At 76.7% G+C, this 17,257-nt stretch carries 18 protein-coding genes; 4 read left to right on the top strand and 14 right to left on the bottom strand.

Translation table 11 applies throughout. From position 1 onward, the window contains the following. The 9 genes from ACGFIS_RS24680 to ACGFIS_RS24640 all read right to left on the bottom strand — a co-directional run. On the bottom strand, nucleotides 1-1,375 hold a 1,375-nt coding region (locus tag ACGFIS_RS24680; protein WP_392972659.1), incomplete at its 3' end, for a hypothetical protein. Next, nucleotides 1,372-1,803 (bottom strand): hypothetical protein, encoded by a 432-nt coding sequence (locus ACGFIS_RS24675; protein WP_392904321.1) that lies wholly within the window; start codon nucleotides 1,801-1,803, stop codon nucleotides 1,372-1,374. The genes ACGFIS_RS24680 and ACGFIS_RS24675, both read right to left, overlap by 4 nt. Continuing rightward, complete coding sequence (locus ACGFIS_RS24670; RefSeq protein WP_392904324.1) at nucleotides 1,800-2,930, bottom strand: molybdopterin-dependent oxidoreductase; 1,131 nt, start codon at nucleotides 2,928-2,930, stop codon at nucleotides 1,800-1,802. Before ACGFIS_RS24670 ends, ACGFIS_RS24675 begins: the two co-directional genes overlap by 4 nt. Next, nucleotides 2,927-3,544, bottom strand: a complete 618-nt coding sequence (locus tag ACGFIS_RS24665) for a class I SAM-dependent methyltransferase (RefSeq protein ID WP_392904327.1) — start codon at nucleotides 3,542-3,544, stop codon at nucleotides 2,927-2,929. Before ACGFIS_RS24665 ends, ACGFIS_RS24670 begins: the two co-directional genes overlap by 4 nt. Then, nucleotides 3,541-4,203, bottom strand: a complete 663-nt coding sequence (locus ACGFIS_RS24660) for a TIGR04282 family arsenosugar biosynthesis glycosyltransferase (protein WP_392972657.1) — start codon at nucleotides 4,201-4,203, stop codon at nucleotides 3,541-3,543. The genes ACGFIS_RS24665 and ACGFIS_RS24660 overlap by 4 nt, the downstream gene beginning before the upstream one ends. Then, nucleotides 4,200-4,868, bottom strand: a complete 669-nt coding sequence (locus ACGFIS_RS24655; protein ID WP_392904334.1) for a glycosyltransferase family 2 protein — start codon at nucleotides 4,866-4,868, stop codon at nucleotides 4,200-4,202. The genes ACGFIS_RS24660 and ACGFIS_RS24655 overlap by 4 nt, the downstream gene beginning before the upstream one ends. Before the next feature lie 37 nt (nucleotides 4,869-4,905). Then, nucleotides 4,906-5,958, bottom strand: a complete 1,053-nt coding sequence (locus ACGFIS_RS24650) for an NAD-dependent epimerase/dehydratase family protein (protein WP_392972655.1) — start codon at nucleotides 5,956-5,958, stop codon at nucleotides 4,906-4,908. An 83-nt stretch (nucleotides 5,959-6,041) separates the two neighbouring features. Beyond that, nucleotides 6,042-7,118 (bottom strand): aminotransferase class V-fold PLP-dependent enzyme, encoded by a 1,077-nt coding sequence (locus ACGFIS_RS24645; protein WP_392972653.1) that lies wholly within the window; start codon nucleotides 7,116-7,118, stop codon nucleotides 6,042-6,044. Nucleotides 7,119-7,294: 176 nt separating this feature from the next. Further along, the gene (locus ACGFIS_RS24640) at nucleotides 7,295-8,083 is read right to left on the bottom strand and encodes an IclR family transcriptional regulator (RefSeq protein WP_392904342.1); all 789 of its coding nucleotides are present in this window, start codon (nucleotides 8,081-8,083) and stop codon (nucleotides 7,295-7,297) included. Between the two features lie 101 nt (nucleotides 8,084-8,184). Here ACGFIS_RS24640 and ACGFIS_RS24635 point away from each other — a divergent pair, with 101 nt between their 5' ends. Next, nucleotides 8,185-9,564, top strand: coding sequence for a cytochrome P450 (locus ACGFIS_RS24635; RefSeq protein WP_392904345.1), 1,380 nt, complete (start codon nucleotides 8,185-8,187; stop codon nucleotides 9,562-9,564). A gap of 55 nt (nucleotides 9,565-9,619) precedes the next feature. Here the strand turns inward: ACGFIS_RS24635 and ACGFIS_RS24630 are convergent, their stop codons facing one another. Together ACGFIS_RS24630 and ACGFIS_RS24625 are read right to left on the bottom strand one after the other, a co-directional pair. Beyond that, nucleotides 9,620-11,185, bottom strand: a complete 1,566-nt coding sequence (locus ACGFIS_RS24630) for an Imm49 family immunity protein (protein WP_392972651.1) — start codon at nucleotides 11,183-11,185, stop codon at nucleotides 9,620-9,622. A gap of 150 nt (nucleotides 11,186-11,335) precedes the next feature. Then, entirely contained in the window at nucleotides 11,336-11,806 is a 471-nt protein-coding gene (locus tag ACGFIS_RS24625; protein WP_392904349.1) for a PPOX class F420-dependent oxidoreductase, read from the bottom strand. Nucleotides 11,807-11,892: 86 nt separating this feature from the next. On the opposite strand from ACGFIS_RS24625, the gene ACGFIS_RS24620 reads away from it, so the two are divergent. Further along, the gene (locus ACGFIS_RS24620; protein WP_392972649.1) at nucleotides 11,893-12,426 is read left to right on the top strand and encodes a pyridoxamine 5'-phosphate oxidase family protein; all 534 of its coding nucleotides are present in this window, start codon (nucleotides 11,893-11,895) and stop codon (nucleotides 12,424-12,426) included. 87 nt (nucleotides 12,427-12,513) lie between these two features. Here the strand turns inward: ACGFIS_RS24620 and ACGFIS_RS24615 are convergent, their stop codons facing one another. The 3 genes from ACGFIS_RS24615 to ACGFIS_RS24605 all read right to left on the bottom strand — a co-directional run bounded on the left by ACGFIS_RS24615 (nucleotide 12,514) and on the right by ACGFIS_RS24605 (nucleotide 15,011). Next, nucleotides 12,514-12,927: a hypothetical protein gene (locus ACGFIS_RS24615; protein WP_392972647.1), complete on the bottom strand. Its 414-nt coding sequence runs from the start codon at nucleotides 12,925-12,927 to the stop codon at nucleotides 12,514-12,516. A gap of 279 nt (nucleotides 12,928-13,206) precedes the next feature. After that, nucleotides 13,207-14,586 carry a hypothetical protein gene (locus ACGFIS_RS24610; RefSeq protein ID WP_392972645.1) on the bottom strand — a complete coding sequence of 460 codons (1,380 nt, stop codon included), beginning with the start codon at nucleotides 14,584-14,586 and terminating at the stop codon, nucleotides 13,207-13,209. A 2-nt stretch (nucleotides 14,587-14,588) separates the two neighbouring features. Further along, the gene (locus ACGFIS_RS24605) at nucleotides 14,589-15,011 is read right to left on the bottom strand and encodes a hypothetical protein (protein WP_392972644.1); all 423 of its coding nucleotides are present in this window, start codon (nucleotides 15,009-15,011) and stop codon (nucleotides 14,589-14,591) included. Nucleotides 15,012-15,147: 136 nt separating this feature from the next. Between ACGFIS_RS24605 and ACGFIS_RS24600 the strand changes: the two genes are divergently transcribed. Both ACGFIS_RS24600 and ACGFIS_RS24595 read left to right on the top strand, forming a co-directional pair. Next, nucleotides 15,148-17,037, top strand: coding sequence for a hypothetical protein (locus ACGFIS_RS24600; RefSeq protein WP_392972642.1), 1,890 nt, complete (start codon nucleotides 15,148-15,150; stop codon nucleotides 17,035-17,037). Continuing rightward, nucleotides 17,034-17,252 carry a hypothetical protein gene (locus ACGFIS_RS24595; RefSeq protein WP_392972641.1) on the top strand — a complete coding sequence of 73 codons (219 nt, stop codon included), beginning with the start codon at nucleotides 17,034-17,036 and terminating at the stop codon, nucleotides 17,250-17,252. The genes ACGFIS_RS24600 and ACGFIS_RS24595 overlap by 4 nt, the downstream gene beginning before the upstream one ends. Nucleotides 17,253-17,257: the final 5 nt, after the last annotated feature.

Below are 17,257 nucleotides of genomic sequence, written 5' to 3'. Positions count from 1 at the left end.
TACACCACGGGGACACGATGAGGGCCTGCACGGCGAGGGCGGTCGCGGCCTGTGCCGCCAGCCATGCCCGCGCCGGGGGCCGGTGCAGCGCGGCCGCGGCGAGCAGCCAGGCGGCGAACGGCACCCAGATCCGCTCCACCTCCCCGCGGGTCACGCCGGAGACGTCCAGGACGAGCACGCCCACCAGCGCCGCAACCGCCGGCGCCGCCGCCGCGGCGGGCGGGGACGCGGCCCTCGCCCGGATCGCGCCGCGCAGCGCCCCCAGCGCACGAGGCAGCGCGTGCGCGACCGCCGGGCCGGTCAGCAGGCCCAGCACGGCGAGGTTCGCCACGACGAAGTAGGCGTAGGAGCGCTGCGCCGACCCGCGGCTGACCAGGTACGTCTCCAGCGTGGCGCGGACGCCGTCGGGCCACCAGAACCCCAGCAGCGTGAACGCCGCCGGCACCACCACCAGCCCCGCGCCCAGGGCGGCGAGCACGTGCGGCCGGGGACGGGTCAGCACCAGCACCGCCAGCGGCACCGCGAACAGCGGGAGCAGCCCGTAGCTCAGATACGGCAGGCATCCGAGCAGCAGCCCGCCCGCGCAGGCGGCGGCGAGCGCCCGCGCCCCGGCGCGGCGGGCCGCCAGGGCGAGCAGCGCCGTTCCCCACGCGCCCACGGCCAGGAAGAACGCGTCCATCGCGGTCGCGATCCACAGCGCCGCCGGCGCCAGCGCCAGGAACGGCACCGCCGCCCGCGCCAGGTCCTCGCCCGCCACGCACCGCACCGTCACCGCGATCGCCGCCACCGCGGACGTGCCCGCCGCGATGATGAACGCCGCCGCCCAGCCGGTGCCGTCCGGCCCGGCCGCCTCCAGCGCCCACAGCACCAGCGTCGGCAGCGGCGGATGCCCCCGCACGTGCGTGGTGTAGCCGCCGAGGCGCTCGGTGAAGGTCTGCAGCCACAGCAGCGGGTCGGGGCGGACCTGCGCCAGGCCCGCCGGGTACTCGGTGGGGGCGTTCAGGGGGGCGGCGAGCGCGTCCCAGCCGTCGGCGGCCGCCAGCGCCACCGCCCACGCCGCCGCGGCCGCCCACGCGGCGGCCGGCAGCGCCCGCCACGGCAGCCGTGCCGCCAGCACCGGCAGCGCCACCACGGCGGCGGCCGCGACCGCCGCCGCGGGCAGCAGCCGCCAGGCCGGCGGCCACCCCCGCGCCCGCGCGTGCAGCGGGGGCAGCCGGTCCTCGGTCGCCAGGCCGGCGCGCCGCAGATACCAGCCCACCGCGAACGCCGCCGTGATCGCGCCCGCCCACACCGCGACGGCGGCCCAGCGGGGCCGTCCGCGCCGCGCGGCGTCCTCCGCCGCCGCGGGCCGCCTGCGGGTCTCGGTGCGGGTCACGTTCGGCCTTCTCTCTGCGCGGGGCCCGGCGGCCGGGGGCGGCGGCGGGCGGTGAACGCGCGGACGGCGATCGCCGCGCCGGCGGCGGCGGTGATCGCCGCCAGCACGATCGCGAGGTTGCGGTCGTAGGGCAGCGGCAGCCGGGACGGCTCGTCGGCGCGGCGGCCGCGGCCGAGGACGAGCGGCAGCGCGACGGCGGTCACGCACGCGGCCGTGACCAGCGCGGCGCGCACGATGCGCCGGGAGGCGGCGGGCAGCCGGCGGGTCGCGAGCCCCGCCGCGAGGACGACCGGGACCAGGACTCCGTCGTGCAGGATCGCGGCGCCCGCGAACCACGCCAGCCACGCGGCGACGTCGAGGTCGGTGACGACGCCGCGCACGCCCACGGCGATGAGCGCCAGGCCCGCCGCGGTCACCAGGGCCTTCACTCGACCACCACCCGGTGCACCCACTTGGTCTGCATGACGCCGGGCCGGTTCGGGGCGATCAGGCGGCACGGATATCCGTGGTCGATGTGGAGGGCCTCGCCGTTGAGGCCGAGGGCCAGCAGGGTCAGCGGGTCGCGCCAGTGCCGCGGGGCGACGTGCGAGGTGCGGTAGATCCCGCCGCGCTGCAGCGACTCGATCCGCACCCGCGCGCCGGCGGGGGCGCCCGCCATGGCCAGCAGGTCCCGCAGCCGGACGCCGCGCCACGCGCCGCCGGCGCTCCAGCCCTCCACGCACGCGATCGGGAGCCGCGCGGTGTGCTGCGGGAGGCCGCGCAGGTCCTCCAGCGACAGGGTGAGTTCGCGGGCGACGCGGCCGGTGACGGTGAGCCGCCAGCCGGGGTCGCGGGCCGGGGCGCTCACCCCGGCGGCGGCGGCGGACTTGTTGACCGGCAGGCCCTGCGGCCCGTTGCCGGGGCGGCGGGGGGCCAGTACCGCCAGCCGCGCCAGCGGCGCGAACGCCTCCCCGACCGTCGTCGCCGCGATCACGCCGCCCGCGCCCGCGGCGGTGAACAGGAACGCGCGGCGTCCCACCGCGTCCTGCGGGCGGGTCATCACGGTGCGGCGCACCTTGGACCATTCGTCGGCGGCGTGGATCAGCAGCGCCCCGATGACGATGTAGGCGGTCCAGTAGTGCGCGGTGGTGAAGAAGAAGGGGAACGCATACCAGTAGGCGATGTTCAGCACCCCGGTGACGAACTGGAACAGCGCCCCGCCGACCAGCGCGAACATCAGCAGCCGCCGCAGGCCGTGCGCGGCGGACCGGACGGGCGGCCACTGCCACAGCTTCGGGTAGACCGTCCACAGCTTGGCCAGCAGCAGCGGCACCGTCGCCAGCCCGCCGATCACGTGCACGCCCTGGCTGACCCGGTACAGGTTCACCGGCCGCGACGGCCACTGCGCCCAGCCGGGCGGATGCTGCATGAAGTGGCTGATCAGCCCGGTCGCGAACGCCGACAGGAAGCTGACGCCCAGGGCCATGCCCAGCCATGCCGCGACCCGCTCGTCGTGCAGGCGGCTGCTGAACCGCGCCGGCAGCGACGTCAGCACCGCCGGGGGGCGCGGTCTCACGAGCGCACGGCGACGAACCACCGGCCCGCCTCCTCCCAGAGTTCGGTCACGGTCGCGGCGCACGCGGCGGCGAGGCCGGCGGCGGCGTCGGCCGACACGTGCGCCCAGGTGAACCATTCGCCGACCGATCGGCCCGACCGCAGCCGCAGCGGCTCGATCCGGGATCCGGCGCCGGGCGGCTCGACCTCGATCAGCACCCGCCCGCCGGGGGCCGGCAGCGCCAGGACGCGGCGCAGCAGCGCGGCCGGGTCGCCGCCGATGCCGATGTTGCCGTCGGCGAGCAGCACGGTCCGCCAGCGGCCGGTGCCGGGGACGCGGCCGAACACGTCCCGGCACAGGGCGGGCCCGCCCGCCGCGACCGTCAGCGCGACCGCGGCGGGGGCCAGGTCGATGCCCAGCACCGGCAGCCCGCGGCGGGCCAGCGCCACGGTGAGGCGCCCCGGCCCGGATCCGACGTCGAGGGTGGCGCCCTCGCAGCGGGCCAGCAGCCCGGCGTCGCCGGCCCGGGGCGCCAGCCAGTCCTGGACGGGCAGCGGGCGGCGGCGGCCGTCGGCGTGCTCGATCTCCACCGGGCCGCTGCCCCGCAGCGCCTCCTCGTACAGTTCGCCGATCACGCCGCGGCCGTCCTGGCGCCCAGGGCCCGCACGGCGGCGGCGAACCGGCCGCCCGCGGCGCGGGCGGCGACGGCGCGGGCGTCGGCCGGGGTGTCGACGTCGGTGAGCCGCGGCAGGAACCCGGTGTCCAGCCGGGCCGCGCGCAGCCGCGCCAGCAGGACCGCGCCGGTGTAGGACCGCGACATCGGGACGCCGCGCAGCAACCGCGCGTCGGGGCGCCGCAGCCCCAGCAGCCAGAACCCGCCGTCGGACGCCGGGCCGACCACCGCGTCGTGCCGGGCCAGGCCGCGCCGGGCCCGCTCCAGCAGCGCGGGCGTGACCTGCGGGGTGTCCATCCCGATCAGCACGAGGGGGCGGCCCGCGTAGGCGTCGTCGAAGGCGTGCGCGAGGCGCTCGTCCAGGCCGCCGCCGCGCTGGGCGATCACGGTGAGGCCGCGGGGCAGCCACCGGCCGGGGGCGCCGTCGAGCGCGAGGGTGCGGCGCCCGGCCGGGGCGGCGGCGACGGCGGCGAGGGTGTCGCGCAGGGACGCCTCGGCCAGCGCGGCGGCCTCGGCGGGCGTGTACGCGGGGGTGAGCCGCGTCTTGACCCGCCCGGGGACGGGCTCCTTGGCGATGACGATCAGATCGGCGAGCGGTGCCCGGCCGGCGGCGCCGTTCACGGGGCGACCTCCGTCAGGACGCGGCGCATGTCGCGGACGGCGCGGACCGTCCCGCCGACCGTCCCGGTGACCTTCGACCGGCCGGTGCGGGGAAGGTAGGCCACGTCGACCTCCGCGATCCGCCACCCGGCGCGGGACGCGCGCAGCACCATCTCCAGCGGGTAGCCGAACCGGCGGTCGGCCAGCCCGAGTGCGAGCAGGTCTTCGCGGCGGGCGGCGCGCATCGGCCCCAGGTCGTGCAGCCGGGTCCCGGCGCGCCGGTTCAGCGACCGGGCCAGGACGGCGTTGCCGAGCCGCGCGTGCGGCGGCCACGCGCCGCGCCCGGACGGCCGCCGCCGCCCCAGCACCAGCCCCGGCCGTCCCGCGGCCTCCAGCTCGTGGAGGGCGGCGGTGAGCCGGGGCAGGTCGGCCGGGTCGAGGGAGGCGTCGGCGTCCATCACGCACACCACCCCGGTGGAGGCGGCCAGCAGCCCGGCGTGGCAGGCGGCGCCGAACCCGCGGTCGGCCGCGGGGACGACGCGTGCGCCGTGGGCGGCGGCGACGCGCGCGGAATCGTCGGTGGAGGCGTTGTCGACCACCAGCGGCCGGAAGCCCTCGGGCATCCGCGTCAGCACCCAGGGCAGGGCGTCGGCCTCGTTGAGGCACGGGAGAAGCACATCGATCACGTCCGTGACGCTACTTTCGGTGACGGGCGAATGACCCTTACGAACTGGTGACGGGCCGCCGGGCGAACTCGGCCATGCCGTCGGCGAACGACACCGACGGGGAGAACCCCAGTTCGCGGCGGGCGCGGTCGGGACGGGCGACGATGTGGCGGACGTCCCCGAGCCGGTAGCCGCCGGTGACGCGCGGGCCGGGCCCGCCGAACGCGCCGGCGAGCGCGCCGGCGATGTCGCCGATGGTGCGGGGCTCGCCGCTGGCGATGTTGTAGGCGCGCAGCCCGCCCGGTTCGGGCGGCCCGACGGCCAGGCGCTCCAGGGCGAGCACGTTGGCGCGGGCGACGTCGCGGACGTGCACGAAGTCGCGGCGCTGCGCGCCGTCCTCGAACACCAGCGGCGCCCGCCCGTCCAGCAGCCGCGACCGGAAGATCGCCGCGACCCCGGCGTAGGGGGTGTCGCGCGGCATCCGCGGCCCGTAGACGTTGTGGTACCGCAGCGCGGCGACCGAGCCGCCGGTCGCCCGCGCCCACGAGGCGGCCAGGTGCTCCTGGGCGAGCTTGGTGTCGGCGTAGACGTTGCGGGGGTCGGGCGGGGTCTCCTCGCCGACGACGCCGGGGGCCAGCGGCCGCCCGCAGGACGGGCAGCCCGGCTCGAACCGCCCGGCCCGCAGCGCCTCCTCCGCGCGGGGGCCGGGACGGACCGTGCCGTGCCGGTCGCAGGTGTAGGCGCCCTCCCCGTAGACGACCATCGAGGAGGCCAGGACGAGGGTGCCGACGCCGGCGCGGGCCATCTCGGCCAGCAGCACGGCGGTTCCCTGCACGTTGACGGAGGTGTAGCCGGGCAGGTCGGACACGTCCACGCCGAGGCCGACCTTGGCGGCCTGGTGGCAGACGGCGTCCACGCCGTCCAGCAGGCCGGCCACCGCGCCGGGGTCGCGGACGTCGGCGGCGCCCCCGGCGGGGTCGCCGCCGACGTCCGCGGCCCCGGGGCCGCCGGGCCGGGTGTCCAGGCCGCGGACGTGGTGCCCGGCGGCGGCCAGCGCCTCGGCGATGTGCGAGCCGATGAATCCGGCCGACCCGGTGAGCAGTACGTTCATGCGGTCGAACGTAGGACGCGCCGACCGCCCGGACGGGCGTGAACGGCCCCGTCAGGCCACCTTGTTCGAACCTTGTAAGATCTTTAGCCCGCGGGCGCGATGAGCGGGGCGAGCAGCCCGGCGGCCTTGTCCACGTCGGCCTCGGTGGTGGTCAGGTGGAACGCGCAGCGCAGCCGTCCCGCGCGGACAGCGGCGATCACCCCGCCCGCGCGCAGCACGTCGGCGGTGCCGTCGGGGACGGCCACCGACACGATCGCCGAGTCGCCGGGCGGCAGGCCCAGCGCGGCCCGGAAGCGCCGCGCCAGCGCCACGTCGTGGTCGTGGACGGCCTGGACGCCGACGCGGCCGAGCAGTTCCAGGGCGGGGGCGTGCCCGGCCCAGCACTGCCACGCCGGGGACAGGTCGAGCCGCCGCCCGCCCGGCGCCAGCCGCAGCGGCAGCCCGTAGACCGAGTCCCAGATGTCGGCGCCCGCGTACCAGCCGGCGCCGATGGCCGGAAGCGCGTCCAGGGCCTCGCCGGTGCCGGTGAGGAAGCAGGTGCCGCGCGGGCCGAGCAGCCACTTGTAGCCGCCGCACACCAGCCAGTCGACGTCCGCGGCCGGCAGCGGCAGCCATCCGGCGGCCTGGGTGGCGTCCAGCAGGATCCGGGCGCCGTGCGCGCGGGCGGCGGCGATGAGGTCGTCCATGGGGGCGATGCGGCCGTCGGCGGACTGCACGGCCGACACCGCGACCAGGTCCGTGCCGCCGTCGACCTGCTCGGCGATCCGCTCCAGCGGCACGGACCGGACGGTCAGCCCCGCCCGGGCGGCGAACGGCCACAGCAGCGAGGTGAAGTCGCCGTCGGCGACCAGGACCGTGGACCCGGCGGGCAGCGACGCCGCGACCAGCCCGACGAAGTAGGACACCTGCGGCCCGCAGGCGACGCGCGCGGCGGGCACCCCGAGGAGCCGCGCGAACGCCTCGCGGGAGCGGGTCACCGCCTCGTCCAGCGCCGCGGTGGTCATCAGCCCGGCGGCCCGGTCCCGCTCGGCGGCGAGCATCGCCTCGTGCGCCGCGCGGGGCGGCAGCCCGTAGGTGGCGGTGTTGAGGTAGGCGACGCCGGCGGTGAACTCCCGCTGCGCCTCGTGGATCGAGAGGGCCTGCTCGGCCGGTGGGCTCATGCACCGATCATCGTCCCTCCACCACCCATAGGACAAAGTACGTTTTTCTGGGCGACCCATCAGTGTCGTTAATACCTTGCGGGGATGCTGGACCTGCACCGGGGACGGATCCTGCGCGAGGTGGCGCGGCTCGGCTCGATGACCGCCGCCGCCCGCGCCCTCGCCCGCCGCGGCCGCTAGGACAGGTACCGGTGCAGGTCGGTGAGGCGCCCGGCGGCGGCCACGACGGCCTCGGCCAGGACGGGCAGCCGGTCGTCGCCGAAGCGGACCGAGGGGCCCTGTAGCGCCACGGCCGCGAACACGCGCCCGCTTCCGTCGCGGACCGGCGCGGCCACCGCGCGCACCCCCGGCAGGCGCTCCTCGTCGTTGAGGGAGTAGCCCCGGTCGCGGACGCGGTCCAGGTCGGCGCCCAGGTCCTCGCGGGTGGTGAGGGTCGCGGGCGTGTAGCGGCTGAACGGCTCGTCCATCGCGACCGGGCCGTCGCCGAACGCCAGCAGCGACTTGCCCATCGCGCACGCGTGGATGGGGTTGCGGCCGCCCGGCGGCTGGTCGTAGCGCAGCGGATGGGGGGAGGGCAGGTGCAGCATCACGGCGACCTCGTCGCCGGCGCGGACACCGAGGCTGACGGCCTCACCCGTCCCGTCCCGCAGCGCGGTCAGCTCCGGCTGCAGCAGCGTCGCACCCATCCGCTCCAGCGCCAGCCGGCCCAGGATCGCGGTGGTCGGGCCCAGGAAGTACCGCTCGGTCACCGGGTCCTGCCCGAGCATCCCGGTGGCGTGCAGGGCGTGGACGATGCGGTGCGCAGTGCTGACCGACAGCCCGAGCCGGTGCGCGATCTCGGTGGGCGTCTGCCGGGCGTCGGCCTCGAACGAGCGGAGCACCGCGACCGACCGGTCCACCGTCTGCGTGCCGGGCTTGGGGGGATCCTGCCGGGGCGGGAACGGCCCCTCCGGTCGCCCGCTCATCCGGCCACCGGCCGGCCCGGAACGATCTCGGTCTCCTCCACGCCCCCATCCTCCCACCGCGCCCGGACGGGCCGCCCGCAGGGGCGTGCCATAGTGGGCGCGTGACACTCCAGATCCCGGCGGGCAGGCCGCGCACGACCGGCGTGCGCGTGCCGGGCGGCCCGTCGCTTTCGCTGACCGCCCGGCACGGGATCGGGTTCGCGATGAACCCGTGCGCGAGCCTGCTGCGGCTGTACGCCGAGGCGGGCCCGGTCGCGGCCGTCGGGTCGCGGCGCAAACCGCTGGTGCACCTGTTCGGGCCGGACGCCAACGCGTTCGTGTTCGCCAACTCCGGCCTGTTCCGCTGGCGGGAGGCGTTCGACCTGCTGGTGCCGGTCAACGGGGAGACCGCGCTGATCGTCAGCGACGGCGCCGACCACCGCCGGCGGCGCCGCCTGGTCCAGCCGGCGTTCCACCACCGCCGCGTCGGCGCCTACGTCGAGCGGATGGCCGCCAACACCGACGCCGCCCTGGACGGCTGGTTCCCCGGCCGGACCCTGGACGCCTACACCGAACTGCGGTCGGTGATCCGCCGCAGCACCGTCGAGGTGCTGTTCGGCGACCGGCTCGCCGCCGACGCCGAGGTGATCGGGCGGCGGCTGCAGGCCGCGCTGGCCGGCGTCGACCGCAACTTCGTCCTGCAGCTGATGCTGCGGTCGGTCCCCAACCCGTACTCGCGGCGCGTCGCCGCGTCCCGCGCGCTGGTCGCCCGGCGGGTGGACGAGGAGATCGACCGGCGGCTGCGCGAGGGCACCGCCCACGACGACGTGCTCGGCATGCTGATGGACGCCCGCGACGAGGACGGCACGGGCCTGACCCGGCAGGAACTCCAGGACCAGGTCATCAGCCTCATCTCCGCCGGGTACGACACGACCAGCGCGGCGATGGCGTGGGCGGTGTACGCGCTGCTGACCCATCCGGGCGCCGAGGAGCGCGCCCGCCGGGAGGTCGCCGGCGTGCTCGGCGACCGGCCCCCGACGGCCGCCGACCTGCCCGCGCTGACCTACCTGGACGGCGTCGTCAGCGAGACGCTGCGGCTGTTCCCGCCCGCCCCGCTCAGCGCCCGCGTGCCCGTGGAGGACTTCGAGTACGCCGGGCACCGCGTCCCGGCGGGCGCGATGGTGTTCTACTCCCCCTACGTCACCCACCGGATGCCGGACGTGTGGCCGCAGGCGGGCCGGTTCCGTCCCGAACGGTGGGACCCGTCCTCGGACCTGTACCGCCCCGCCACGCCCGCGACGTACCTGCCGTTCGGCGGCGGCCCGCACCGCTGCATCGGCTCGACGCTGGCGACCGTCGAGCTGAAGACGATGCTGGCGTGCCTGCTGCGCCGTACCCGGCTGCGGCTGCTGTCCCCCGCCGCCACGCCGGCCAGCGTGACCGCGATGCGCCCGCGCGGCGGCGTGCCCGTCGAGGTCGTCGGCCGGTCCCCCGCCGGCTGACGGCGTCTGGGCCCCCGGGGCGGCGTGGTGCGGTGATCGTCGAGCGGGCCGGTCGTCACTGCGGGCTGAGCCCTTCGATCACCGCGCGCGGCAGGTAGTCGGACTCGACCCGCACCGGAATGCCCCGGTCGTGGGCGAGGCAGGCCAGTCCGAGCGCGTCGAAGGAGAGCTGCCCGTCGATGTCCTCGCCCATGCCGTAGTGGTCGCGGTAGAGGCCGAGCGCCTCGGCGAGGACGGCGTTGAAGCCGTCCGCGTCGTCCTCGGCGATGCGCTCCAGCAGCCGGGCACGGGGGTTGCGCAGGCACTCCCAGTGCTCATCGCCGGAGGTCTTGGCCAGCGCATCCCGCAGATGCGGACGCGGGTCCCGTCCGCTCAGGACGGCATGGCACGCGCGCGCGTAGGCGGTGGTGTCCGGGAGCGTGGTGTGGAGGTCGCCGGCGTTGAACGCGGCCAGGACCGCCAGATCCGCCTGCCTGCGGGACGTCCATGCCAGCGCGGCGGCCCTCGCGTAGTTCCAGTCGGAGGCGTCCCGGTTCGGCCCGGACGCGGGCAGCTCCTCGGTGCGTCCGCCCAGCGTGACGGCGATGGGTGTGCCGCGCGGGACCGAGGCCAGCCGGAACGCCGACGCGAACGACTCGCTCGCCAGGACCAGCCCGTCGGTGTACGCGGTGCTCTCGGCGCGCGGGTCCAGCACGGAGCGGAACGACAGCGCCATCATCATGGTGTTCCCGGGACGGGCCATCGCCGAGAACCGGGCCTGGACCCTCGGGTCGAACGCGAGATCCACATCCTCGCCCTGCCGGGAACCCTCGCCGGCGTTCTTCAGCCAGCGGGCGGCGCGGTCGGCGCCGAAGTCGGGGCGGGCGATCGGGCCGTCCGCGCTCGGCTTCTTGGGCCCCGCGCGTGTGAACAGCCGCCGGGGGAGGTAGCCGGACTCGACCTCGATCGGCAGGCCGGTCTCGTGCGCGAGAGCGGCCATGGCCAGCGGCCCCCAGGCGATCAGGTCGCGCGGGTACCTCCCGGCCCGCTCGCGGTGCCGCTCCAGCGCCGCGGTCAGGGCGGCGCCGAAGGCGGCGGCGTCGCCTTCGGCGATCGCGTGCAGCATCCGGCCCTCTTGGGAGTCCGGGTAGGTCTCGGCGGGCCGCTTCGCCCAGAAGGCGCGGAAGCCCTGAAGGTCGTCGTCCTCGGGCAGGGACCGGACCAGCGGGCGCAGGCCGGTCAGGACGTCGTCCGTGCCGATGGCGAGGGCGACCTGGTAGGCCCAGACCCAGTCGCGTGCGCTCAGGCTCTCGTCCCGCTCCTGCAGGAAGCCGAACCCGGCGCCCAGGTAGTCGACGAAGGCGCGGACCTCGCCGCCGGCCGGGACGGTCCGGGCGCGCGCGTAGTCCCGGTACAGCGACGCGGCCGAGGTCAGCGCGCGCCAGGTCTCGCGGGTCTCGATGCGCGGGTCGACCTCGACGGTGCGCGCCGCCGCGTAGTCGAGCAGCATGTCGGCGAGCATCCCGATGCTGAGCGGGCCGCCGTTCTCGGCGAGGCCGGTGTCCCGGTCCAGCTGCTCGGGGACGGCCGCCAGAGCGGACGCGAGGGACTCTTCGGAAATGCTGTGACGATCAATGCGCATGCGGCGTGATCGTAGTGACCGTCGGCGGCCCGGCGGCCGAGACCGGCCAATGATCGGTTCCGGCTGCCGGCCAGTGGCCGGCTCCCCGAAACGAAGATCGGCTCCCTGCCGCCGGCTCCCGCACCCGGCCTGCTCGCGGGCCGATGCGCGCTACCGGCCGGGGGCGAGGCGGGCGGGGAACCCGCCGGTGGCGATCGGGCCCCACCGGTCGATGGTGACGCGGATGAGGGACTTGTCCTGGCGGCGCATGGCCTCGCGGTACTCGTCCCAGTCGGGGTGCTCGCCGGCGATGCAGCGGTAGTAGTCGACCAGGGCGTCGGCGGCGCCGGGCATGTCGATGACCTCGGCGGTCCCGTCGATCTGCACGTAGGGGCCGTTGAACTCGTCGGACAGCACGCACACCGACACCCGCGCGTCGCGGCGGGCGTTGCGTGCCTTGGCGCGCTCGGGGTAGGTGGAGATCACGATGCGTCCCCGCTCGTCGACGCCGCACGTGACCGGCGACATCTGCGGGCGCCCGTCGGAACGGACGGTGGACAGGACCGCGTGGTGTCTCGGGCGCAGGAAGTCGAGAAGTCCGGGACGTTCGACGCGGTTCGCGGTGGCGATCGAAGGGGCCATGTCCGCAACCCTAGGGAATCCGCCGATGAGTTCGCGCGCGGCGGCGGGTCGACCCTTGCGGAACCGTTCCGGCGACAAGGAGGACGATGACGATGAACGACCGTGAACCCGTGGAGGCCCGCAACCTCGACATCTACGGCGGCGGCGAGCTGGCGTGGGACACCGCGCGGGACGCGCTGAGGGCGGCGCTGCCCAAGATGGAGACTCCGGTGTTCCTGGGGACCGTCCGGCCGGACGGCCGCCCGCACGCGGCGGGCATCGGCGCGCTGTGGCACGAGGGCGACCTGTACTTCACCAGCGGCCCCGGCACCCGCAAGGCCCGCGACCTGGCGGCGAACCCGGCGTGCACGATCTCGGTCCGGGTACCGGGCGTGGACCTGGTGCTGGAGGGCGAGGCCGAGCGCGTCACCGACCCGGCCGTCCTGGAACCGGTGGCGGCCGGGTACCGGGAGGGCGGCTGGCCGGCGCAGGTGGACGGCGACGCGCTCACCGCCCCGTTCAGCGCGCAGAGCGCGGGCCCGCCGCCGTGGTACCTGTACCGCCTCACCTTCCGCACCGCGGTCGGGGTGGCGACCGCCGAGCCGTTCGGCGCGACCCGCTGGAGCTTCGGCCCCCGGTGACGCCGACTTTGGTCTACCGGCCGTGAACGTCCGGACGATGGCCGGGGCGCCGGCGCGGCCGAGACTGGAGTCATGACAGGGGGCATCTCACTGAGCGGCGGGCCCGCGGGCCGCTGGACGCTCGACCACGGCGGCCACCGGCTGCAGGTGGAGACCGGACGCGCCGGGTGGAACCGCGTCGTGCGCCTGTACGTGGACGGTGCGCTCGCCGGGCAGGCCACGGCCGTCCGGAAGGCGGCGCTGCCGTACGGGGATCTGGTGGTGGCGGTCGGGTTCGGCGTCCTCGGCCTCATCGACGGGCAGGCGGCGCGCTGCGAGCTGGCGGCGCCCGGACCCGGCGGCGAGTGCGGGGAGAACGGCGGGAACGAGAAGGGCGGGAAGGAGAAGGGCGGGAAGGAGTGCGCGCGGGAGACGGTGCCGTTCGTTCCCGCCGAGGGGACGCGCGCGGCCGCGCGGGAGGAGCTCGCGCGCACCCGCCCGGTCCTGTACGCCTCGCGGCACGTGATGGCGGCGGCCGGCAGGGTGGTGTTCCCGCTGCTGGGCGTCACCGCCCTGCTGAACGTGCTCATCAGGATGATCCCGTGGCCGTCCGTGCGGCTCCCGGACGTCGATGCGCCGTCGCTCCCCTGGCCCGACATCCCCTGGCCGGACGTCCCGTGGCCCGATCCGCCGGACGTGTCGGCGCCGGCGTGGCTCCTGGCGGTCCTGGCGACGACGAAGTTCTGGCTGCCGATCGTGATCGCGGCGGTCGTCGCGGTGCGGGAGGTGCGGCGCAGGCGGTCAGCCGCTCAGCAGCGCGAACAGGCCGGCGCAGGTGAGCGCGATCATGACGGCGGCGATGGGGAGCTGGCCGCGCAGGGCCCGGGCCGGGGAGCGCAGCGCCAGGTCGTGCGCGGCGACGGTGCCCGCGATGTGCCCGAGGACGATGGCGTTGACCTGGACCTGCGCGGTGAGGGTCGGCCCGGCCAGGTCGTGGTCGACGCGGTTGCCGGCGGTGCCGAACAGGTCCAGGCCCGTCCCGAACGGGTCGCCGAGCAGGATGAAGGTCGTCTGCCCTTCCAGGACGAGGAACGAGAAGTAGTGCGCGACGGTGTAGCCGAGGGCGATCGGCAGCAGCGTCGCGGCGAACCGTCCCGGCAGGGCGGCGGAGTCCTGGCCGGTCAGGCGCCCGCTGAGCCGCAGCGCCGCGGTGTACAGGGCGGCGACGGCGGCGATCGCGGCGGCGAGCCCTAGCGTCCCGGCGGGGACGCTGGAGGGGTCGACGTTGTCGCGCCAGTAGGTGGTGCGGGTGAGGCCGTCGAATCCGGTGGAGCCGATCAGCACGCACGCGGCCGCGGTGAGCCCCGGTTCGGCGGTGCCGGTCATCAGGCCGGTCAGCGGGGTGCGCAGGACGAGGGGCCGGGTGGAGCCCGCCGGTGGGCCGGTGGCGGGCGCGGGCCGCTGGAGCGGCGCGGCGCCGCCGCGCCGCCCCAGGGGGCACATCCGGGCCAGCAGGGTGGAGTAGGCCTCGAAGCCGTCGCCGCCGGTGAACCAGTCGCGGCCGAACCACCAGGCCAGGGCGAGGTTGACCGCCGCGTAGGCGAGGATGAGCGTGCCGACGACGCGGGGGTCGGACCGGTTCGGCGCGACCAGTTCGAGCCACACGAACCCCGTGAGCCATGCCGCCGCCGGCCAGTATCCGAGCCGGGGCGGCAGCGCGCGGCGCCCGGCCGGGGACGTGCGGGTGGCGGCGCACAGGACGGCGTGCAGGGTCCGCAGCGGGTTGACGCGCCGCCAGACGGGTCCGAGCAGGACGCTGGCGGGGACGAGCCCGACCCAGAACGTCACGTACAGCGCCCATGGCGCGAGGTTGGCGCCGGTGGCGCGCGGTCCGGCGAACGCGACCGCGACGACGAAGGCGGCGGCGGCCAGGGCGAGGACGCGTCCGGCCCGGGTGAGGGCCGCCGCGTCCAGGGCGCGGGCGAGCGCCGGGGGCAGGGGCCGCCCGGCGGACGGGTGCAGGCGCGGCCGCTTCCACGCCAGGGTGAGGGCGAGGAACGAGGCGGCCACGGCGATGCCGCCGCCGGCGATGGCGGCGACGGCGTCCAGGGGCAGGTCGGTGCGGCCGCCGAGCCCGTGGGCGAGGACGTGCCGGGCGTGGACGCGGGGGGCGGCGTCCACGGTCAGCCGACCTGGAGTTCGAACACGCGGCCGCCGGAGTGGTGCAGCTCGGCCTCGAAGACGCCGGGGGTGTCGGCGGTGAACCGCAGGGTGGCGGGACGCCCGGGGGTGAGCGCCATCCCGCGGTCGTAGCCGTGCAGGTGGAACTCGTCGGCGCGGTCGCCGGTGACGGTGATCTGGACGGTCGCGCCGCGCGGGACCTTCACGCGGCGCCGCGCGGTGTGCACCTTCCCGCCGGCCACGGTCGCGGTGACGGTGACCACCGAGGGTCCGGTGCTCCCGGGTGTGCCGGAGGCGCCGGGTGTGCCGGTCGCGGCGCCGCCGCGGGGGCCGCCGGCGGGCGGGGGCTCGCCGCAGCCGGCCGCCGCCACCAGTGTGGCGGCGGCCAGCGCGGCCGCGGTGCCCGCCGTGAACGCCCTGCGCATGTCCGCACTCCTTCCGTTCCGGTGTCCCACACCACAGATATGACACTAGACAATGACACATTAGAAGATGACATACTCCCGGGTAGTGGGGCCGCCGCGCCCCTTGTCTGGTTTCCTGCGGCGAGGGAGCGCACCGGTGCTGGATCATCTGACGGGCAGGGGGGCGGGGACCGCGCTGCGGCTGGCCGCCGAGACGCCGGCGAAACCGGCGGGCGGCGCGGCCCTGGACCAGATCCTCATCGCCTCCGGCGGCGCCGCCGCCCTGACGGCCGCGCTGCTGGTCCTCGGGTGGGGGCACCGCAGCGGCCGGATCACCGTCCTGGAACGGCTCGCGCGGCTCGCCGAGCGCGGCCCGGGACGCGGCACGCCCGGCTGGGCGGCGCTGCCGACGCCCGTGGCGATGGTGTCGCTGCTCATCGCGCTCCTGGGCATGTACTGGGACATCTCCCTGCACATCTCGCACGGCCGGGACGAGGGCCCGCTGGCCAACATCGCCCACTACCCCATCCTCATCGGCCTGTTCGGCATCTTCACCGCCGGTGTGCTGGCCGTCGTGCTGCCCAAGGGCGAGCGTCCCGGCGCGGCGTCGGTGCGCATCACGCGGGACTGGCACGCCCCCGCCGGCGGGGTGCTGCTGGCGGGCGCCGGGTTCTACGCGCTGCTGGGCTTCCCCCTCGACGACGTGTGGCACCGCATCTTCGGGCAGGACGTGACGCTGTGGGGGCCGACGCACCTGATGCTGATCGGCGGCGCCGGCCTGTCGCTGGTGGCGATGATGGTCCTGGAGCGGGAGGGGCGCCGCGCCTTCCGCGGGCCGGCGTCCCAGCAGCCGCCCGGATGGGTCCGGTACGTGCGGCGGTCCATGCACGCGGGCGGCCTGCTGATCGGGCTGTCGGTGTTCCAGGCCGAGTACGACTTCGGCGTGCCGCAGTTCCGGCTCGTCCACCAGCCGCTGCTGATCGCGCTGGCGGCGGGCTGCGCGCTGGTCGCGGCGCGGCTGTGGGCGGGACGCGGCGGCGCGGTGTCGGCCGTCGCGTTCTACATGCTGGTGCGCGGCGGCGTGTCGGTGCTGGTCGGCTGGCCGATCGGGGAGCTGTGGGCGTCGGTGCCGCTGTACTTCGCCGAGGCCCTGTGCGTGGAGGCGGCCGCGCTGCTGCTGGCGCGGCGGCCGCTGGCGCTGGGCGCGGTGTCGGGGGCGCTGATCGGCACGGCCGGGTTCGGCGCCGAGTACGCCTGGAGCCAGGTGGCGTTCCGGCTGCCGTGGACGCCCGACATCGCCGCCGAGGGCATGGCGATGGCGGTGGCCGGCGGGGTCGCGGGCGGGCTGTGCGGGGCGCTGCTGGCCGAGGGCCTGCAGGGGCGGGCGCCGCGGCCCGCGGCGGCGCGCGGGATCTTCGCCGGGGCGATCCTGGTGGTGGCCGCGGCGGTCGCGAACGGCCTGCTGATCACCGTCCCGCCGGACCGGACGGCGACCGTGACGCTCACCGTCCAGCCGCCGGGCTCGGCCCGGACGCCCGGTGCGGCGGGCGGGGAGGCGCAGCGGACGGCCGGTGCCCGCATCGAGTTCTCCCCGGCGGACGCGGTCGACGGCGCGGCCTGGGTGACGGTGACCGGCTGGCAGGGCGAGGGCCTGCACGTCGACCACCTGGTGCGCGAACGCGAGGGCGTGTACCGCACGACCGAGCCGATGCCGCTGCACGGCCAGTGGAAGACGCTGATCCGCGTCCACGACGGACGGACGCTGGCGGGCGTCCCGATCTACCTGCCGGCCGACCCGGCCATCGGCGCGCGGGAGGTGGCCGCCCCGGCGCGGTTCACCCGCGCTCTGCAGGGCGAGCGGACGATCCTGCAGCGGGAGCTGAAGACCGACGTGCCGGGCTGGCTGTGGGCGGCGTGCTCGGCGGTGGTGCTGCTGTGCACGCTGGCGCTGGTCCTGTCGCTCGGCTGGGGCGTCGCGCGGATCGCCCGCCTCCTGCCCGCGCCCGCGGCCGCCGCCTCCGGCGCTCCGGCGGAGGCGGGCACGTGAGCCCCGCCGGCGGGGTGCTGGCGACCCACCCGCTGATCACGGCGGTCCCGTTCTTCGTTCCGACGTTCATCGTCGTCGCGGTGATCGCGGTGGTGATCTGGCGCGACCGCCGCCGCGGCGACGACCCCGCCGGGGATGCCGCGGGCGGCCCGCCCGAAGACCCGCCCGAAAGCCCGCCCGGAGGCCCGCCGGACGGGGCGCGGGACGGGTCGTAGACTCT

Origin of the sequence: Spirillospora sp. NPDC048824 (assembly GCF_043198455.1) — a bacterium.
Lineage (GTDB): Bacteria > Actinomycetota > Actinomycetes > Streptosporangiales > Streptosporangiaceae > Spirillospora.
This window is presented reverse-complemented; position numbering and strand designations above follow the sequence as displayed.

Bases quoted from the DNA above. Each gene is read 5' to 3' on its own strand.
- ACGFIS_RS24650 (WP_392972655.1), bottom strand. From the start codon at position 5,958: ATGAACGTACTGCTCACCGGGTCGGCCGGATTCATCGGCTCGCACATC.
- ACGFIS_RS24645 (WP_392972653.1), bottom strand. From the start codon at position 7,118: ATGAGCCCACCGGCCGAGCAGGCCCTCTCGATCCACGAGGCGCAGCGG.
- ACGFIS_RS24640 (WP_392904342.1), bottom strand. From the start codon at position 8,083: ATGAGCGGGCGACCGGAGGGGCCGTTCCCGCCCCGGCAGGATCCCCCC.
- ACGFIS_RS24630 (WP_392972651.1), bottom strand. From the start codon at position 11,185: ATGCGCATTGATCGTCACAGCATTTCCGAAGAGTCCCTCGCGTCCGCT.
- ACGFIS_RS24625 (WP_392904349.1), bottom strand. From the start codon at position 11,806: ATGGCCCCTTCGATCGCCACCGCGAACCGCGTCGAACGTCCCGGACTT.
- ACGFIS_RS24620 (WP_392972649.1), top strand. From the start codon at position 11,893: ATGACGATGAACGACCGTGAACCCGTGGAGGCCCGCAACCTCGACATC.
- ACGFIS_RS24605 (WP_392972644.1), bottom strand. From the start codon at position 15,011: ATGCGCAGGGCGTTCACGGCGGGCACCGCGGCCGCGCTGGCCGCCGCC.